Raw genomic sequence first — 15,378 nt, forward strand, 5'->3', positions numbered from 1 at the left:
ACCGGACCCGCGTCGCACGGGTCATGGGCGGAACCCGGCCACCGCGTGTGGCGTGGGACGATCGGTGGTATGCCGCCCGCCAACGCCCGGTTCGTCCCGCCCGGATCGGGCTGGCCGGAAGACCCCGCCGCCCCCGGCACCCCGGTCGCGCACGGCACCGGCGAGGTCGTCGAACTGGCCGCCAAGGCGCCGGATCTGGACGAGCTGTGCGCCCGCCAGTCGGTGTGCCGCGCGTGCGACCGGCTCGTGGAGTGGCGGGAGAAGGTCGCCGTCCAGCGGCGCCGGGCGTTCGCGGACGAGGAGTACTGGGGGCGCCCCGTCGCCGGCTGGGGCGCGGCGGAGCCGCGGATCCTCATCGTCGGGCTGGCCCCGGCCGCGCACGGCGGCAACCGCACCGGGCGGATCTTCACCGGTGACCGCTCCGGCGACTGGCTGTTCGCGTCCCTGCACCGGGTGGGGCTCGCCGCGCAGCCGGCAAGCGTCCACGCCGGTGACGGGCAGCGGCTGATCGGGGCGCGGATGGCGGCGGCCGTCCGCTGTGCGCCGCCCGACAACAAGCCGACCCCGCTGGAGCGGACGACCTGCCTGCCGTGGCTGGCCCGGGAGGTCGAGATGGTCGCGCCGAGCGTCCGCTGCGTCGTGTGCCTTGGCGGGTTCGCCTGGCAGGGCGTGTGGCCGGCGCTCAAGCAGGCCGGGTACGGCGTGCCGCGGCCCCGGCCCAGGTTCGGCCACGGCGCGGAGGTCGAGCTGACGCCGCCGTCCTCGGTGGCCCGGCGCGATCCCGTCCTGCTGCTCGGCTGCTACCACCCGAGCCAGCAGAACACCTTCACCGGCCGCGTCACCGAGGACATGCTGGACGCGGTGTTCGTCCGCGCCCGCGATCACCGCTGACGAGCCGACGGCGAGGCCGGGCCTTGGCCAAGCGGCCGTGGCGCGGCGGACCGGCCCCTGCACCGGTCCGCCGCCCGCGGCCGCTTGGCGCCCCCGTCCGGCCACGGCCTCGCCGTCTCTCTTCTGGTGGTGCATCCGGTGAGATGCCGGATGTGGTCATGAAGTTCGCAAGTCGGGCAAATACGTGAGCCCGCCTCATATGCGGGTACCGCTCCCGACATGCCATCCGAGCGCACGAAACAGATCGTCATCGTCGGCGGCGGGTACGTCGGCATGTACACGGCCCTGCGGCTTCAGAAGAAGCTGCGCGGCGAGCTGCGCCGTGGCGAGGTCGCCGTCACAGTCATCGACCCCCAGTCCTACATGACCTACCAGCCGTTCCTGCCCGAGGCGGCCGCGGGGAACCTGGAGCCGCGCCACGTCGTGGCGCCGCTGCGGAAGGTCCTGAACCGCTGCCAGATCGTGAACGGGTTCGTGACCCGGATCGACCACGCCTCCAGGCGGGTCACCGTCCGGCCCGCCGGTTCGGAGACCGCCGGCGTGCCCGACCGCGACATCGGCTACGACCTGCTCGTCGTCGCCCTCGGCTCCATCTCGCGGACGCTGCCCATCCCCGGCCTCGCCGACTGCGGGATCGGCTTCAAGACCGTCGAAGAGGCGATCTTCCTGCGCAACCACGTCCTGCACCAGCTCGACATCGCCGCGTCCAACGCGGGCGACGAGGCGGTCCGCAGGCGGGCGCTGACCTTCGTGTTCGTCGGCGCCGGATTCGCGGGCGTCGAGGCCATGGCCGAACTGGAGGACATGGCCCGGGACGCCTGCAAGTGGTACCCCGACATCGACCCGCGCGAGATGCGCTGGCTGATGGTGGAGGCCACCGACCGGATCCTGCCCGAGGTCGGCCCCGAGATGGGCCGCTGGACCACCGAGGCCCTCCGCCGCCGCGGCATCGAGGTCAAACTCAACACGCTGCTGAAGTCCGCGGAGAAACGGCGCATCGTGCTGAGCGACGGCGAAGAGTTCGAGGCCGGCACCCTCGTCTGGACCGCCGGCGTGAAACCGCACCCCGTCCTCAAGGACAGCGACCTGCCGCTCGACGACAAGAGCCGCCTCAAAGCCACCGCGGAACTGACCGTGGACGGGCTCGACCACGTCTACGCCGCGGGCGACAACGCGGCCGTCCCCGACCTCACCGCCACCGGCGACTTCACCGCGCCAAACGCCCAGCACGCGGTCAGACAGGCCAAACGCCTCGGCGACAACATCGTGGCGGACCTCCGCGGCAAGCCCAGGAAGCCGTACAAGCACGCCTATGTCGGCTCCGTCGCGAGCCTCGGCCTGCACAAGGGCGTCGCGAACGTCTACGGGCTGAAACTGCGCGGACTGCCCGCCTGGGTCATGCACCGCACCTACCACCTGTCCCGCATGCCGACCGCCAACCGCAAGTTCCGGATCACCATGGACTGGACGCTCGCGCTGTTCTTCCGGCGGGAGATCGTCTCGCTGGGCGAACTCGAATGGCCCCGCCAGGAGTTCGAACTCGCCGCCGGCCGCAGCCACGACACCTGACCGCCCCCCTTGACCACGCGAAACATCCCACTGGCCGGACCCGGCCGCGCGACGACTCCCCAGACGGCCCTCGGACGCGGCACTGTCAGCCACTGACTCGATATGATGACGCCGCCCCTGTAGCCCAATGGCAGAGGCAGGCTCCCTAAAAGAGCCAATGTGTCGGTTCGAGTCCGACCAGGGGCACGAGGCGGCGGGTGCTGCTCGTTGACCTGCGGTCAACTTCGCCGGGGTCCGCTGTTTTCGGTCCACCTTTCGCCGTGGTTGACCGAGGGTGATGAGGTGGAACGTGTCGGCTGATCATGTGGGGGTTTCGCGCTTAGACTGGGGGCCACTGCGGCCGAAGTGGAGACCTGATGGAGAGCAGAAACCCCGCGTTCCGGGGGAACGCCTTCTACCAGCGGACCGGAGGGCAGGGCTACGGGGCGCCCGCCGGGTACGGGGCGCAGCAGTACGGTGCGCCCGCCGGGTACGGAGCCCCCTACGCGCCGCCGGGTGTCCGGCCGATGACCATGGACGATGTCGTCGTCCGCGGATTCCTGACGCTCGCCACGCTGGTGGTCACGGCGGCGCTGGCGTGGGCGCTGGTGCCCACCGAGATGGCCGTCCCCGTGCTGGTCGTGGCGCTCATCGCCGAGATCGGCATCTGGGCGTTCATCTCGTTCGGCCGCAAGGCCAACGCGCCGATGGTGCTGGCGTTCGCCGCGGTCTACGGGGTCGTGGTCGGCATCATCAGCCACACCTACAACGACGTCTACAACGGGATCGTCTTCCAGGCCGTGATCGGGACGGCGCTGGCGTTCGGCGCGACGCTCGCCGTCTACGCGCTGCGCATCGTCCGGGTCACGCCCAAATTCGCCAAGTTCGTGATGGCAGCCGGCCTCGCGCTCATCGGGCTGATGATCGTCAATCTGCTGGTGAGCGCCTTCGGCGGTGACCACGGCATCGGCATCCGCGACCCCGGCAACCCGCTCGCCTACGTGTTCAGCGTCGTCGCGATCCTCGTCGGCTGCTTCTTCCTGCTGCTCGACTTCGACTCGGTCGAGCAGGGCGTCCGCTCCGGGGCGCCGGCGAAGTTCGCCTGGTACTGCGCGTTCGGGCTGGTGCTGAGCCTGGTGTGGATCTACCTGGAGGTCCTGCGGCTGCTCAGCTACTTCAGCGGACGCGACTAGCGTCCCCCGCAATGATCAGCCCCGCGCCGCGACGGCGTGGGGCTGATCTGTGTGGGATCTCAACGCCAGGGTCGTGACGGCACAGCGGCACGACGGCGGGGGCATCCGTTGGCGGGATCCCACCACGTCCGTATGAAGTTCGCGCGGCGCGTCCGGCGCCGTCAGTAGTGGCGCGCGCGCCGTGTGCGCTCGTGCTCGCGGACCAGGGCGGCCGCGTAGCCGTGGGAGAGGTTGTGCTCCTCGGCCAGCCAGGTGCTGCGTTCCTCGCAGCGGGTGAACGAGGGTCCGTTCTCGATGGTGGTGAACCACTCGGGGATGTCACGTCCTGTGACTTGCGGAATGCGGGCGATCAACTTGCTGTGCGTCTCCGGCGAGTGGTTCAGTGACAATTGGCACCTCCAGGTCGCGGGGCTCTTCCTGCCGACTCTGCAACACCTCTCCGCATGTGACAACCCCCTAACGGGGACCTATCTATTGCGTTACGTAGATCATCTGTAACGGAGAAGTTCCCCGGAAGCGCGCGGGTGGCCCGCGCGCTCCCGGGGCGCGGTCGCAATCGCCTTCAGGACAGGCGTTCCAGGACCATCGCCATGCCCTGGCCGCCGCCCACGCACATGGTCTCCAGCCCGAACTGCTTGTCGTGGAACCTGAGTCCGTTGAGAAGCGTGGAGGTGATGCGGGCGCCGGTCATGCCGAACGGGTGGCCGACGGCGATCGCGCCGCCGTTCACGTTCAGCTTGTCGTGGTCGATGCCGAGCTCCTCGGCGGACGGCAGCACCTGCGCCGCGAACGCCTCGTTGATCTCGACGAGGTCGATGTCGTCGATGGTCATGCCGGCCTTGGCGAGCGCCCTGCGGGACGCCTCCACCGGGCCGAGGCCCATGATCTCGGGGGAGAGCCCGGTGACGCCGGTCGACACGATCCGGGCCAGCGGGGTGATGCCGAGCTCGGCGGCCTTGGTGTCGCTCATCACGACGACCGCGGCGGCGCCGTCGTTCAGCGGGCAGCAGTTGCCCGCGGTGACCGTCCCGTCCGGCCGGAACACCGGCTGGAGCTGGGAGACCTTCTCGTAGGTGGTGCCGGGCCGGGGGCCGTCGTCCTTGGACACGACGGTGCCGTCCGGCAGCGTCACCGGAGTGATGTCCTTCTCCCAGAACCCGTTGGCGAGGGCCTTCTCGGCGAGGTTCTGCGAGCGGACGCCGAACTCGTCCTGCGCCTGCCGGGACACGCCGCGCATCCCGGCCACGTTCTCGGCCGTCTGGCCCATCGCGATGTAGATGTCGGGCAGGGCGCCGTCCTCGCGCGGGTCGTGCCACACCGGCGCGCCGCCTTCGCCGGTCGTGACGGTGCGGGCCTGCGCGTCGGCGAACAGCGGGTTCTGCGTGTCGGGCAGGCCGTCGCTGCTGCCCTTGGCGAACCGGCTGACGGTCTCGACGCCCGCCGAGACGATGACGTCGGCCTCGCCCGCCCGGATCGCGTGCAGCGCCATCCGGGTCGTCTGGAGCGAGGACGAGCAGTACCGGGTGATGGTGGCGCCGGGCACGTTGTCCCAGCCCAGCAGGACGGACACGACGCGCGCCATGTTGTAGCCCTGCTCGCCGCCGGGCAGCCCGCAGCCGAGCAGGAGGTCGTCGATCCGGCTCGGGTCCAGCTCCGGGACCTTCGCCATCGCGGCGGTGACCATCTGGGCGGTGAGGTCGTCGGGCCGGATGTCCTTGAGCGACCCCTTGAAGGCGCGGCCGATCGGCGAGCGCGCGGTTGCGACGATGACTGCCTCGGGCATGTGCGGTCTCCTGTCTCAGCGGCCGGGACGGCGTTAACTTACCCGCCGGTCACCAGCAATCTAACCGCTGGTCCCCAGCCCCGTACACGCCGCCCCCCGGGCGAAGTCCCGGCGGCGCGGTGACCGCCGCCCCATGTGTCCGGGACGCCGGAGGCCGGACCCTGAGACCGGCGCCACCTGCCGGGTCGCCCAAAGCGCGGGTGCGGTCTGGCCGGTGCACCGGACGGCCGGGGCTCGTCGAAGGTGACCGGACGGGTCCCGGCCCCCCTATCTCAGCCGTCCGCCTCAGCCGTCGGCCTCGGCCGCCGGCAGGCTCCGGCCACGCGCGGGGCGCGGCCACCGGGGCGTGCGGATCCGGGTGCGCACCCGCGAGAAACCGGCCGCGCAGCGGGTCGCCAGCCGCACCGGGGCGACGCGGAGATCCCCCTGCCGCCAGGCGCGGGAGGGCCGCCAGGGCCCGGCGCCGATGGCGACGCGACGCGGGCGCAGGGTGGCCCAGCGGCCGCGGGGGCCGCGCTCGCGGCCGCGAACGGAGGCGCCCGTGACCTCGGTGCCGGCCCGCTCGGCCGCCTCGGCCGCGGCGCGGTAGACGGGCAGGACGTCCTCGCCCAGGTGGCCGGCCAGGTCGTGCCGCAGCCCGAGCGCGGACGCCACCGACGGCAGGACGGCCGCGCTCGCGGCGGCATACCCCCGGGCGGACGGGTGGTAGCGGTCCTCGCTGAACATCGTGCGCGGGTCGGCGGCGAACTCGCGGCCGAGCAGTCCGCCGAGCGACACCGAGCGGGCGCCGCGCTCGACGGCGGCGATCGTCTGCGCGGCGGCGAGCTGGCGGCTGGCGCGCCGCGCGAACCATCTGAGCGGAGGCATCAGGGGCTTGATCGAGCCGAGGTCGGGACAGGTGCCGACGACGACCTCGCCGCCCGCGGCGCGGAGCCGCTCCACGGCGTCCGCCAGGTGCCGGACGGACTCGCCGGCCGGCACCCGCCCGGTCACGTCGTTCGCGCCGATCATGATGACGGCGATGTCGGGGCACGTCTCAAGGGCGCGGTCGACCTGGCCGCTGAGAGCCTGCGAGCGGGAACCGGAGCGGGCGACGTTCGTCAGCCGGACGGGACGCCCGGCGATCGCGGACAGCCCGGTGGCGAGGACCGCGGCCGGCGTCTCGGCCGGGGTGTGGACGCCGAGCCCCGCCGCCGTGGAGTCACCGAGCATGACGAGCGACAGCGGGACCCCGCCGCCTGCCTCGCCGTACAGCCCGTCCGCCACCGGCGGGTCGCCGTTCGGCGTGGCTGAGATGATCTTCCGGGCGAGTTTGGCCTCCATCACGAGCAGGCCGAACGTGATGCCGCCCAAGGCCGTGATGCCCCCGCCGCCATAGGCCGCGGCCGCCGCGATCCGGCGCGCGGTGAATGCTCTCAACATGCTGCGCTGACCCTCCGTGATTTAGTTCCTACCCGCACGGAGGGGTCCCGATACCTGCCGGCATCGATCTCGGCTAACGTCGGAACCGGGAAACCTGCCGGAGCCGGGCTCGTACCCGCGCCGTGACCGGCGGCGGAACAGCGAAGCAACGCTCAGATCACCAGACTGAACGACAAGGATGCCGCGGTGCACGTACACGATTCGCTCGTCGAACTGATGGGCAACACCCCGCTCGTTCGACTGCGCAAGGTAACCGCCGGCGTGGGGGACGGCCTGCGGCCGCAGGTGTTCGCCAAGGTGGAGTACTTCAACCCCGGCGGGTCGGTGAAGGACCGCATCGCGGTCCGGATGATCGACGCCGCCGAGCGGTCCGGGGCGCTCCGGCCGGGCGGGACGATCGTCGAGCCGACGTCCGGCAACACCGGGGTCGGGCTCGCCATGGTCGCGCAGGAGCGCGGCTACCGCTGCGTCTTCGTCTGCCCCGACAAGGTCGGCAAGGACAAGATCGACGTGCTGCGCGCGTACGGCGCCGAGGTCGTCGTGTGCCCGACGGCGGTGAACCCCGAGCACCCCGACTCCTACTACTCGGTGTCCGACCGGCTCGCGGCCGAGATCCCCGATGCGTGGAAGCCGAACCAGTACACCAACCCGCAGAACCCGCAGTCCCACTACGAGACGACGGGCCCGGAGCTGTGGGAGCAGACCGAGGGCCGCATCACGCACTTCGTCGCGGGCATCGGCACCGGCGGCACCATCAGCGGCACGGGCAGGTACCTCAAGGAGGTCTCCGGCGGCAAGGTGCAGATCATCGGCGCCGACCCGGAGGGCTCGGTCTACTCCGGCGGCAGCGGCCGTCCCTACCTCACCGAGGGCGTCGGCGAGGACATCTGGCCGGAGACCTACGACCGCGGCATCTGCGACGACGTCATCGCGGTCTCCGACAAGGACTCCTTCACTATGACCCGGCGGCTCGCCCGCGAGGAGGCGCTGCTGGTCGGCGGTTCCTGCGGGATGGCCGTCGTCGCCGCGCTGCGCGTCGCGGAGCGCGCCGGCCCCGACGCGGTGATCGTGGTACTGCTGCCGGACGGCGGCCGCGGCTACCTCGGCAAGATCTTCAACGACAGCTGGATGGCGGACTACGGCTTCCTCACCCCGTCCACCGAGGAGGCCCGGGTCGGCGAGGTGCTCACCAGGAAGGGAGGCACGCTGCCGGAGTTCGTGCACGTCCACCCGCACGAGACCGTGCAGACCGCGATCGCCATCATGCGCGAGTACGAGGTGTCGCAGCTTCCGGTGATGAAGGAGGAGCCGCCCGTCATGGCGGCCGAGGTGGTGGGCTCGGTCGGGGAGACCGACCTGCTCGACATCATGGTGAAGGGCCAGGCCAAGATGACCGAGCCCGTGGAGGCGCACATGGCGGCGCCGCTGCCGACGCTCGGCTCCGGCGAGCCGGTCAGCAAGGCCGTCGGCGTCCTGGAGAAGTCCGGCGCCGCCGTCGTCCTCGTGGACGGCAAGCCCAAGGGCCTCATCACCCGCCAGGACCTGCTCGCCTTCCTGTCCGACGCCACCGCCTGACCCCGGAGACGGCAGAGCGCCTGGAGACCGTGACGATCTCCAGGCGCTCTTCCTTTGTCGGGTCGCGGTGCCCGGCCGGTGGGCGGCGTTATGGGCCGGGCTCCGCGACCCGACGTCCTCGGGGGTGCCGCGGCCTAGCCGCGGTACCCGGACGGGATGAAGTCCTCCCGCGTGTCGGCGGGGGGCACCGGCTTCTTCTTCGGCTCGTCGCCGTGCCCCGGCCACCAGGCCCGGTGGCCCAGCATCGCGGTCAGGCCCGGCACCAGGAACGTCGACATCACGAAGGCCGACAGCGCGATGCCGATCGCGACCGAGAAGCCCATCTGCTTGAGCATGGAGACCGGCGCGAGCATCATCACCGAGAAGGTGCCGGCCAGGATGAGGCCCGCCGCGGCGACCGTCGGGCCGCCGTGCTGGACGGCCAGGGCCGCCGCCTTCTTCGGGTCGTGGCCCTCCTTGGCCTCCTCACGCAGCCGCGCCGTCATCAGGATGTTGTAGTCGGTCCCGATGGCCAGCACGAACAGGTAGAGGATGATCGGCAACTGGAAGATCACTCCGGCCTCGCCCTGGCCGTACTGGAAGACGTACACCGCGGAGCCGAGCGTCGAGGCGAAGCCGAGCAGCACCGCCACGACCAGGTACAGAGGCGCGATCAGCGACCGCAGCAGCAGCGCCAGGATCACCGCGATCAGCACCGCCGCCACCGGCAGGATCACCGACAGGTCGCGGTTGTTGACGGCGTTGATGTCGGCGAAGACCGCGGTCTGGCCGCCGACGTAGGCGCGGGTCCCGGACGGCTCGATCTGGTGGACGGCCGGCGAGAGCTTGTCCTTGACCAGGCTGATCGACTCGTTGGACACCGGGTTGGTCTTCAGCACCAGGTCGACGCGGACGACGGTGCCGTCCTTGCCGGGGACCGCCGGCTGGACGCGGCCGACGCCGGGGGCGTCCTTGGCCTTCCGGCTGAACTCGGCGATCTGCGCCTTGCCGATCGGCTGGCCGTTCTCGCTCTTGAGGAACACCTGGACGGGCGTGGTCAGACCGGGCGGGAACCCCTTCTCCATGTCCTTGGTGGCCTGCGCGGACTCGGTGTCCTGCGGGAAGCCGGCGGCGAAGTCGTAGTCCGCCTTGAACCCGAGGGCGCCGAGCGCCAGCACGATCATGACGAGGCCGGAGGCGAGCGCGGCGACCACCGGGCGGCGGCCGACGCCGCGGCCGATGGCGCCGGAGATGCGCTCCTTGGGCTGCTTCTTCCACGCCTTGGACGGCCAGAACACCGCGGTGCCGAGCAGCGACACGAGCGCCGGGAACAGGGTCAGCGAGGTGATGCCCATGGTCACGACGGAGATCGCGAGAGCCGGGCCCCAGGCGCTGAACACCCCGAACGTGGCGAGCAGCAGCACCAGGAACGTGACGGCGATGGCGGCGGCGGCCGAGGAGATGACCTCGCCGACCCGCTCCACCGCGGTGATCATCGCGGTCTTCTTGTCGTCGCCGGCCCGCAACCGCTCCCGGAACCGGAACATCAGGAACAGGTAGTAGTCGGCGCCGATGCCGAAGAGCACGATCAGGATGATGGTGCTGAGACTGTCGTCGCCGGAGAAGCCGAAGACCTTCGAGGCGGCGCCGATCAGGCCCATCGCGACCTGCATGGTCACCATGATCACGATGATCGGCAGCACCGCCGCCAGCGGCGCCCGGAAGATCAGCAGGATCAGGCCGATGATCAGCACGAAGGTGGCGATGCCGACGATCTCGAAGGACTTGTTGAAGGAGTCCTCGTTGTCGACGAAGCCGGCGACGTCACCGCCGACCTTGGCCTCCAGCCCGGCGTCCTTCAGCAACGGGGGCAGGTCCTTGCGGATCTGCTTGACCGCGTCGCCCTGTTTCTCGCTGTCGGACTGGGAGGTGCCCTTCATCGGCACCATGATCACCTGGACGGCCTTGTTGGGTGCCACGGCCTGCGCGCCGGTGGCGAAGTTCAGCACCGTCGGCGGCTTGTGGGCGTTCAGGGACTTGGCGGCCGCGTTCACCTTCGCGGTGTCCTGGGCCGTCAGCGGCTGCCCGTCGGACCGCTTCACGACGATCAGCGAGGAGGTGTCCTCCTGCTGCGGGAACGCCTGTTCGGCCACCTTCATGGCCTGGACCGACTCGTACTTCGAGGGCAGGAAGTCGCCCTGGTCGGACTCGGTGGTGAGCTTGGGGGAGAAGGCGATGATGAGAACCGCGGCCACGAGCCAGGCCACGATCGTCCACCACGGGTGTCTCACGACGAAGCGCGCGAGCCGAGCGAACATGGGGGATTCCTTAAGTCACTGTCGTAGGGATACCTGTAAAACGGTAGAGAACGGACGGGTCGTTGAGGTCACCCCCAGCGCCGAAATGGCGGCTGATACCTGCGGGGGATCCCCTCCTCCTCTAGGAGGGTCGGGGAGTGGATAGCCTCGTACCCATGGACAACGAGGTTCCGCAGGGCTTCGAGACCCTGGCCATCCACGCCGGGCAGGAGCCCGACCCCACCACCGGTGCGGTCGTCCCGCCGATCTACCAGGTCTCCACCTACAAGCAGGACGGCATCGGCGGGCTGCGCGGCGGCTACGAGTACTCCCGGTCGGCCAACCCGACCCGTACTGCGCTGGAAGTATGCCTGGCCGAAACCGAGGGCGGGGCGCGCGGGCTGGCGTTCGCGTCCGGCCTAGCCGCCGAGGACGCGCTGTTGCGCACGGTCTGCCGGCCCGGTGACCACGTCATCATCCCGAACGACGCCTACGGGGGCACCTACCGGCTGTTCGCGAAGGTGGCCGAACCGTGGGGCGTCGCGTTCGACCCCGTACCGCTCGGGGACATCGCGGCGGTGCGCGCCGCGGTCCGGCCCGAGACGAAGATCATCTGGGTGGAGACGCCGACGAACCCGCTGCTCGGCATCGCCGACATCGCGGCGCTCGGCGGGGTCGCCCGGGACGCGGGCGCGCTGCTGGTCGTCGACAACACCTTCGCCTCGCCCTACCTGCAGCGCCCGCTGGAGCTCGGCGCCGACGTCGTCGTCCACTCGACCACCAAGTACATCGGCGGGCACTCCGACGTGGTCGGCGGCGCGCTGATCGCGGCGGACGCGGGGCTGGGGGAGCGGCTGGCGTTCAACCAGAACTCGATGGGCGCCGTCGCGGGCCCGTTCGACGCCTGGCTCACCCTCCGCGGGATCAAGACGCTGGGCGTGCGGATGGACCGGCACTGCGCGAACGCCGAGAAGGTCGTGGACATGCTGACCCGGCACCCGGCCGTCCGGCAGGTCCTCTACCCGGGGCTGCCCGATCATCCCGGCCACGACGTCGCCGCCAAGCAGATGAAGGCGTTCGGCGGCATGGTGTCGTTCCGGATGGAGTCGGAGGAGGCCGCCGTGCGGGTGTGCGAGCGGACGAAGCTGTTCACGCTCGGCGAGTCGCTCGGCGGAGTCGAGTCGCTGATCGAGCACCCGGGCCGGATGACGCACGCCTCGGCGGCCGGCTCGCCGCTGGAGGTGCCCGCCGACCTGGTGCGGCTGTCGGTCGGCATCGAGGACGCCGACGATCTTCTTCGTGACCTCGACCAGGCACTTTCCTGAGAATCAGCTGACCATTCCCCACCGGGCTTGATCAAAACATCTATACTCGGCGCGCCAGGTTCGTCAAGAAAGGGCCCGGGGTGCGCAAAGTACTGGTCTGTGGGGCGGCGTTCGCCGCGACGTGTGTGTCGGCCGTGGCCGTTCCCGTGGGAGCCCACGCGAACGCGCCGGTGCCGACGCCGAGCGCTTCGGTTCCGTCCGTGCCGCCGGCCGACGGGTCCGGGCCGTCCGGCGGGCCGGAGACCGGAGTGCCGGGAACCGGAGCGCCGGGATCCGGCTCACCGTCGGCGTCGTCCCCGGCGCAGCCGGAGAACGGCCAGGGCGCCACGGACGGCGAGCCCGACGGGACCGTCACCGCGCAGGCGGTGATGGTCACCCCGCAGCTGCCGAAGGTCCGCACCTACGCCTACGGCAAGGACGCGGCCCAGCGGATCGACGCCTACTGGCGCGAGCCGGGGCCCCGGGCGACGCCGCGCCCGGCCCTGCTGCTCCTGCACGGCGGCTACTGGATGGAGGGCGACAAGGCCGGCAGCTGGAGGTACTTCGCGCGCCGGCTGACAGAGGAGGGCTTCGTCGTCCTGTCGGCGAACTACCGGCTGGCGCCCAAGGCGCAGTGGCCGGCCCAGCGCAACGACGCGATGTCCGCGCTCGCCTTCATCAAGAAGCACGCCCGGGTGTGGGACATCGACCCGAACCGTGTCGCGGTGATGGGCTCGTCGGCCGGCGGGCAGCTCGCGACCCAGCTCGGCACGTTCGGGACGGGCACCCGGCAGGTCCGCGGCGTGATCGGGCTGTCCCCGCCGAACAACCCGTTCCTGGCCTTCCAGGACGGCGCGAAGCCGGGCGCCACGTTCACCGAGCGCAAGCTGCGGCGGGCCGTGGCCGACCTCGTCCGCTGCGTGCCCGGCCTGACCGCCGACCCGGACTGCTGGACGCGGCTGGACGACGCGAGCACCCTCACCCACGTCTCCGCCGGCGACGCGCCGATGCTGCTGATGCACGCCACCGGCGACTTCGTCCCGGTCACCCAGAGCACCGGGCTGGCGAGCGCGCTGCGCGCCGCGGGCGTCCAGGCGACCGTCAAGACCATCGACGGCGACATGCACGCCTCCGAGATGCTGGAGGACGAGCACACCTACCCGACGATCCTGGCCTGGCTCAAGAAGCTCCTGAACCCCGGCCAGTGACCTCCCGGTCGTCCAGGTCGGCCTGGCCGTTCCAGACCATCGGCCGGCCACGCCTGGGCGAAGTCGCCGTTGGCCGGCCAGGGCCCGCTGACGCGCGCGTCAGCGGCGGCCGCGGCGCACTCTCAGGTAGTCGCTGACGACGTACTCCCCGAGCCGCTCGGCGTCGGGTGCGAAGACCCGGCCGCCGTTGCGCCGCGCGACCTCCTCCACGAACGACACGAGCCGCCGGTCCTCGGCGAGCATGAAGAAGTTCATGCAGGCGCCGCGCCGCGTCATCTTGTCCACCTCGGCGAGGGTGAGGACGAGCGTGTCGGTGGACGGCGGGTAGTCGAACAGGGAGCGGCCGTCGGCACGCAGGTGCGCGGTCGGCTCGCCGTCGGTGACGACGAGGACGATCGGCTCGAAGTCGGGATGCCGGTCCAGGTGCCGTCCGGCGATCATCAGGGCGTGGTGCAGGTTGGTGCCCTGCACCATGTCCCAGTCGAGGCCCGCCATCTCCGTCGGGTGCAGCACCCGCGCGTAGTTGGAGAACCCGATGATCTGGATCGCGTCCTGCGGGAACTTGCTGGTCACGAGCGTGTGCAGGGCGAGGGTGGTCTGTTTCGCGACCGCCCACGTCCCGCGCAGGACCATCGAGTAGGACAGGTCGACCAGGAGGCAGACGGCCGCGCCGGTGCGGCGTTCGGTCTCGTGCACCTCGAAGTCGTCCACGCCGAGCTTCACGCCGCCGGGACGCGAGCCGTCGCCGAGCTCCGCGACCTCGGCCCTGCCCGGCGGCGGCTCCACCACCTTCGCGGTCGCGGGGCCGGGGACGAGCGCCGGGCCGCCCTCCATCGCGCTGCGGCGGATCGCGTTGCTCACCGTCCGGACGACGTCGAGGGGCTGCTCGTCGCCGAACCGCCACTCGCGGCTCGCCCCGGTCAGCTCCCCGGCCTGGCCCGCGTCGCGCTGGTCGTGGTCGCCCTGCCGGCCGGACGTCAGCTGGGAGAACACCCGGCGCAGCGCCGTCTCACCGAGCCGCCGCACCGCCTTCGGGGTCAGCTCCAGCTTGCCGCGGTTGCGCCGCAGGTAGCCCTGCCGTTCCAGCTCCGCCTCGATGCGGCGGAGCGCGTTCAGGTCGTCGACGGCCTGCCGGCCGAGCGCACGCCGGACGGCCTCCTCGTCGATGTCGTCGAGCCGCGCGCCCGGGTAGTCCTGCCCGAGCGCCGCCTCCAGCTCGCTCAGGTCGGCCAGCTCCGCGAGCGCGGTCGTGGCGTCGCCCATGCCGAGCGGGTCGTCCCCGGTCATCTGCTCGGACCGGCCCCAGCCGAGGTCGGGACGGCGGGCCCGCAGCGCGTCGCCGAGCCGGGTCATCTCCATGGCGAGGCCCGCGTCCTGCATGGCCTGCTCCATCAGCCCGGCCAGCTCGGCGCGCTGCTCGGGGCTGAGCGAGGCGAGGAGCCGGTCCATGGCGGCGGCGCGGCGGGCGAGGGAGTCGACCAGTTCCTCCAGGTTCTGCGGGTTGTCGGGGAACATGTCCCCGTACTCGCCCATGAACCGGTCGAAGTCCTCCTGGGTGTGCTCGCCGCGCGCGTCCCGGTCCAGCATCTCGTTGAGCGAGGCCATCATGTCCTTGACCCGCTGCATGGCGGCCGGGTCCTGGTTCTCCAGGGCCTGCTTCATGCCCTGGAACTGCGCGTCCAGCACCTCGCGGCGCAGCAGGTCCTTCAGCTGCTCGAAGGTGCGGCGGGCCGCGTCCGAACGCCAGTCGTAGTCCGACAGCCGCCGGATCGCCTGGGAGGTGTCGGACGGCAGCGTGTCCAGCTCCGCCTCGCGCAGCCGTGCGTCGTCGCCCGGGTCGGGGAACAGCTCGGCCCGCTCCTGCCCGATCGCGGTGTCCAGCAGCGCGCGGGCCTGCTCCAGCGTGCCGTCCAGCCGGCCCCGGTCGCGCAGCGCGCGGCGCCGCTCGCGCACCTGGCGGAGCATGTCGTCGAGCCCGCGCCGGTTCTGCGCGCCCGGCAGACCGCGGCGCAGCAGTTCCCGGAGCGCGTCGTCCGGGCGGGTGCCGTCCAGCACCGAGTCGCCCATCGCGTCCAGGGCGTCGCGGACGTCGTAGGGCGGGGCGAGCGGGTCGGGCCCGTCCTCGTAGGCCCCGTAGCGATATCGGCTCATCGAAGCTCCTTACGCGTGGAGACCTCA

11 protein-coding genes and 1 tRNA gene are annotated in these 15,378 nt (G+C 71.5%); 7 read left to right on the forward strand and 5 right to left on the reverse strand.

Going from position 1 to position 15,378, the window contains the following annotated elements; all coding sequences use genetic code 11:
- The first annotated feature begins 69 nt into the window (after positions 1-69).
- From ACQPZP_RS08865 to ACQPZP_RS08880, 4 genes are all read left to right on the forward strand, one after another.
- Complete coding sequence (locus ACQPZP_RS08865; RefSeq protein WP_433477145.1) at positions 70-891, forward strand: uracil-DNA glycosylase; 822 nt, start codon at positions 70-72, stop codon at positions 889-891.
- 219 nt (positions 892-1,110) lie between these two features.
- Positions 1,111-2,460 carry an NAD(P)/FAD-dependent oxidoreductase gene (locus ACQPZP_RS08870; protein ID WP_433477146.1) on the forward strand — a complete coding sequence of 450 codons (1,350 nt, stop codon included), beginning with the start codon at positions 1,111-1,113 and terminating at the stop codon, positions 2,458-2,460.
- 113 nt (positions 2,461-2,573) lie between these two features.
- A tRNA-Leu gene (locus ACQPZP_RS08875) sits at positions 2,574-2,646 on the forward strand.
- A 170-nt stretch (positions 2,647-2,816) separates the two neighbouring features.
- Entirely contained in the window at positions 2,817-3,632 is an 816-nt protein-coding gene (locus ACQPZP_RS08880) for a Bax inhibitor-1/YccA family protein (protein ID WP_433477147.1), read from the forward strand.
- 161 nt (positions 3,633-3,793) lie between these two features.
- On the opposite strand, the gene ACQPZP_RS08885 is transcribed toward ACQPZP_RS08880, so the two are convergent.
- The 3 genes from ACQPZP_RS08885 to ACQPZP_RS08895 form a co-directional block, all read right to left on the reverse strand.
- On the reverse strand, positions 3,794-4,021 hold the full coding sequence (locus ACQPZP_RS08885) for a DUF4287 domain-containing protein (protein ID WP_179843986.1): 228 nt from the start codon (positions 4,019-4,021) through the stop codon (positions 3,794-3,796).
- A 173-nt stretch (positions 4,022-4,194) separates the two neighbouring features.
- On the reverse strand, positions 4,195-5,415 hold the full coding sequence (locus tag ACQPZP_RS08890; RefSeq protein WP_433477148.1) for an acetyl-CoA C-acetyltransferase: 1,221 nt from the start codon (positions 5,413-5,415) through the stop codon (positions 4,195-4,197).
- Positions 5,416-5,700: 285 nt separating this feature from the next.
- A complete protein-coding gene (locus ACQPZP_RS08895) occupies positions 5,701-6,837 on the reverse strand; it encodes an SGNH/GDSL hydrolase family protein (protein WP_433477149.1) in 1,137 nt (378 codons plus the stop codon).
- Positions 6,838-7,023: 186 nt separating this feature from the next.
- Here ACQPZP_RS08895 and ACQPZP_RS08900 point away from each other — a divergent pair, with 186 nt between their 5' ends.
- Positions 7,024-8,412 carry a cystathionine beta-synthase gene (locus tag ACQPZP_RS08900; protein ID WP_433477150.1) on the forward strand — a complete coding sequence of 463 codons (1,389 nt, stop codon included), beginning with the start codon at positions 7,024-7,026 and terminating at the stop codon, positions 8,410-8,412.
- Between the two features lie 134 nt (positions 8,413-8,546).
- On the opposite strand, the gene ACQPZP_RS08905 is transcribed toward ACQPZP_RS08900, so the two are convergent.
- The gene (locus tag ACQPZP_RS08905) at positions 8,547-10,709 is read right to left on the reverse strand and encodes an MMPL family transporter (RefSeq protein WP_433477151.1); all 2,163 of its coding nucleotides are present in this window, start codon (positions 10,707-10,709) and stop codon (positions 8,547-8,549) included.
- 155 nt (positions 10,710-10,864) lie between these two features.
- Between ACQPZP_RS08905 and ACQPZP_RS08910 the strand changes: the two genes are divergently transcribed.
- Together ACQPZP_RS08910 and ACQPZP_RS08915 are read left to right on the forward strand one after the other, a co-directional pair.
- A complete protein-coding gene (locus ACQPZP_RS08910) occupies positions 10,865-12,013 on the forward strand; it encodes a cystathionine gamma-synthase (RefSeq protein WP_433477152.1) in 1,149 nt (382 codons plus the stop codon).
- A gap of 200 nt (positions 12,014-12,213) precedes the next feature.
- Complete coding sequence (locus ACQPZP_RS08915) at positions 12,214-13,200, forward strand: alpha/beta hydrolase (RefSeq protein ID WP_433477153.1); 987 nt, start codon at positions 12,214-12,216, stop codon at positions 13,198-13,200.
- Between the two features lie 99 nt (positions 13,201-13,299).
- Here the strand turns inward: ACQPZP_RS08915 and ACQPZP_RS08920 are convergent, their stop codons facing one another.
- Complete coding sequence (locus ACQPZP_RS08920; protein WP_433477154.1) at positions 13,300-15,351, reverse strand: vWA domain-containing protein; 2,052 nt, start codon at positions 15,349-15,351, stop codon at positions 13,300-13,302.
- Positions 15,352-15,378: the final 27 nt, after the last annotated feature.

Source organism: Spirillospora sp. CA-142024, assembly GCF_050942325.1.
Lineage (GTDB): Bacteria > Actinomycetota > Actinomycetes > Streptosporangiales > Streptosporangiaceae > Spirillospora.

Excerpts from the sequence above, each read along its gene's own strand:
- ACQPZP_RS08880 (WP_433477147.1), top strand. The coding sequence starts at position 2,817 with ATGGAGAGCAGAAACCCCGCGTTCCGGGGGAACGCCTTCTACCAGCGG.
- ACQPZP_RS08895 (WP_433477149.1), bottom strand. The coding sequence starts at position 6,837 with ATGTTGAGAGCATTCACCGCGCGCCGGATCGCGGCGGCCGCGGCCTAT.
- ACQPZP_RS08865 (WP_433477145.1), top strand. The coding sequence starts at position 70 with ATGCCGCCCGCCAACGCCCGGTTCGTCCCGCCCGGATCGGGCTGGCCG.
- ACQPZP_RS08920 (WP_433477154.1), bottom strand. The coding sequence starts at position 15,351 with ATGAGCCGATATCGCTACGGGGCCTACGAGGACGGGCCCGACCCGCTC.
- ACQPZP_RS08870 (WP_433477146.1), top strand. The coding sequence starts at position 1,111 with ATGCCATCCGAGCGCACGAAACAGATCGTCATCGTCGGCGGCGGGTAC.
- ACQPZP_RS08890 (WP_433477148.1), bottom strand. The coding sequence starts at position 5,415 with ATGCCCGAGGCAGTCATCGTCGCAACCGCGCGCTCGCCGATCGGCCGC.
- ACQPZP_RS08905 (WP_433477151.1), bottom strand. The coding sequence starts at position 10,709 with ATGTTCGCTCGGCTCGCGCGCTTCGTCGTGAGACACCCGTGGTGGACG.
- ACQPZP_RS08910 (WP_433477152.1), top strand. The coding sequence starts at position 10,865 with ATGGACAACGAGGTTCCGCAGGGCTTCGAGACCCTGGCCATCCACGCC.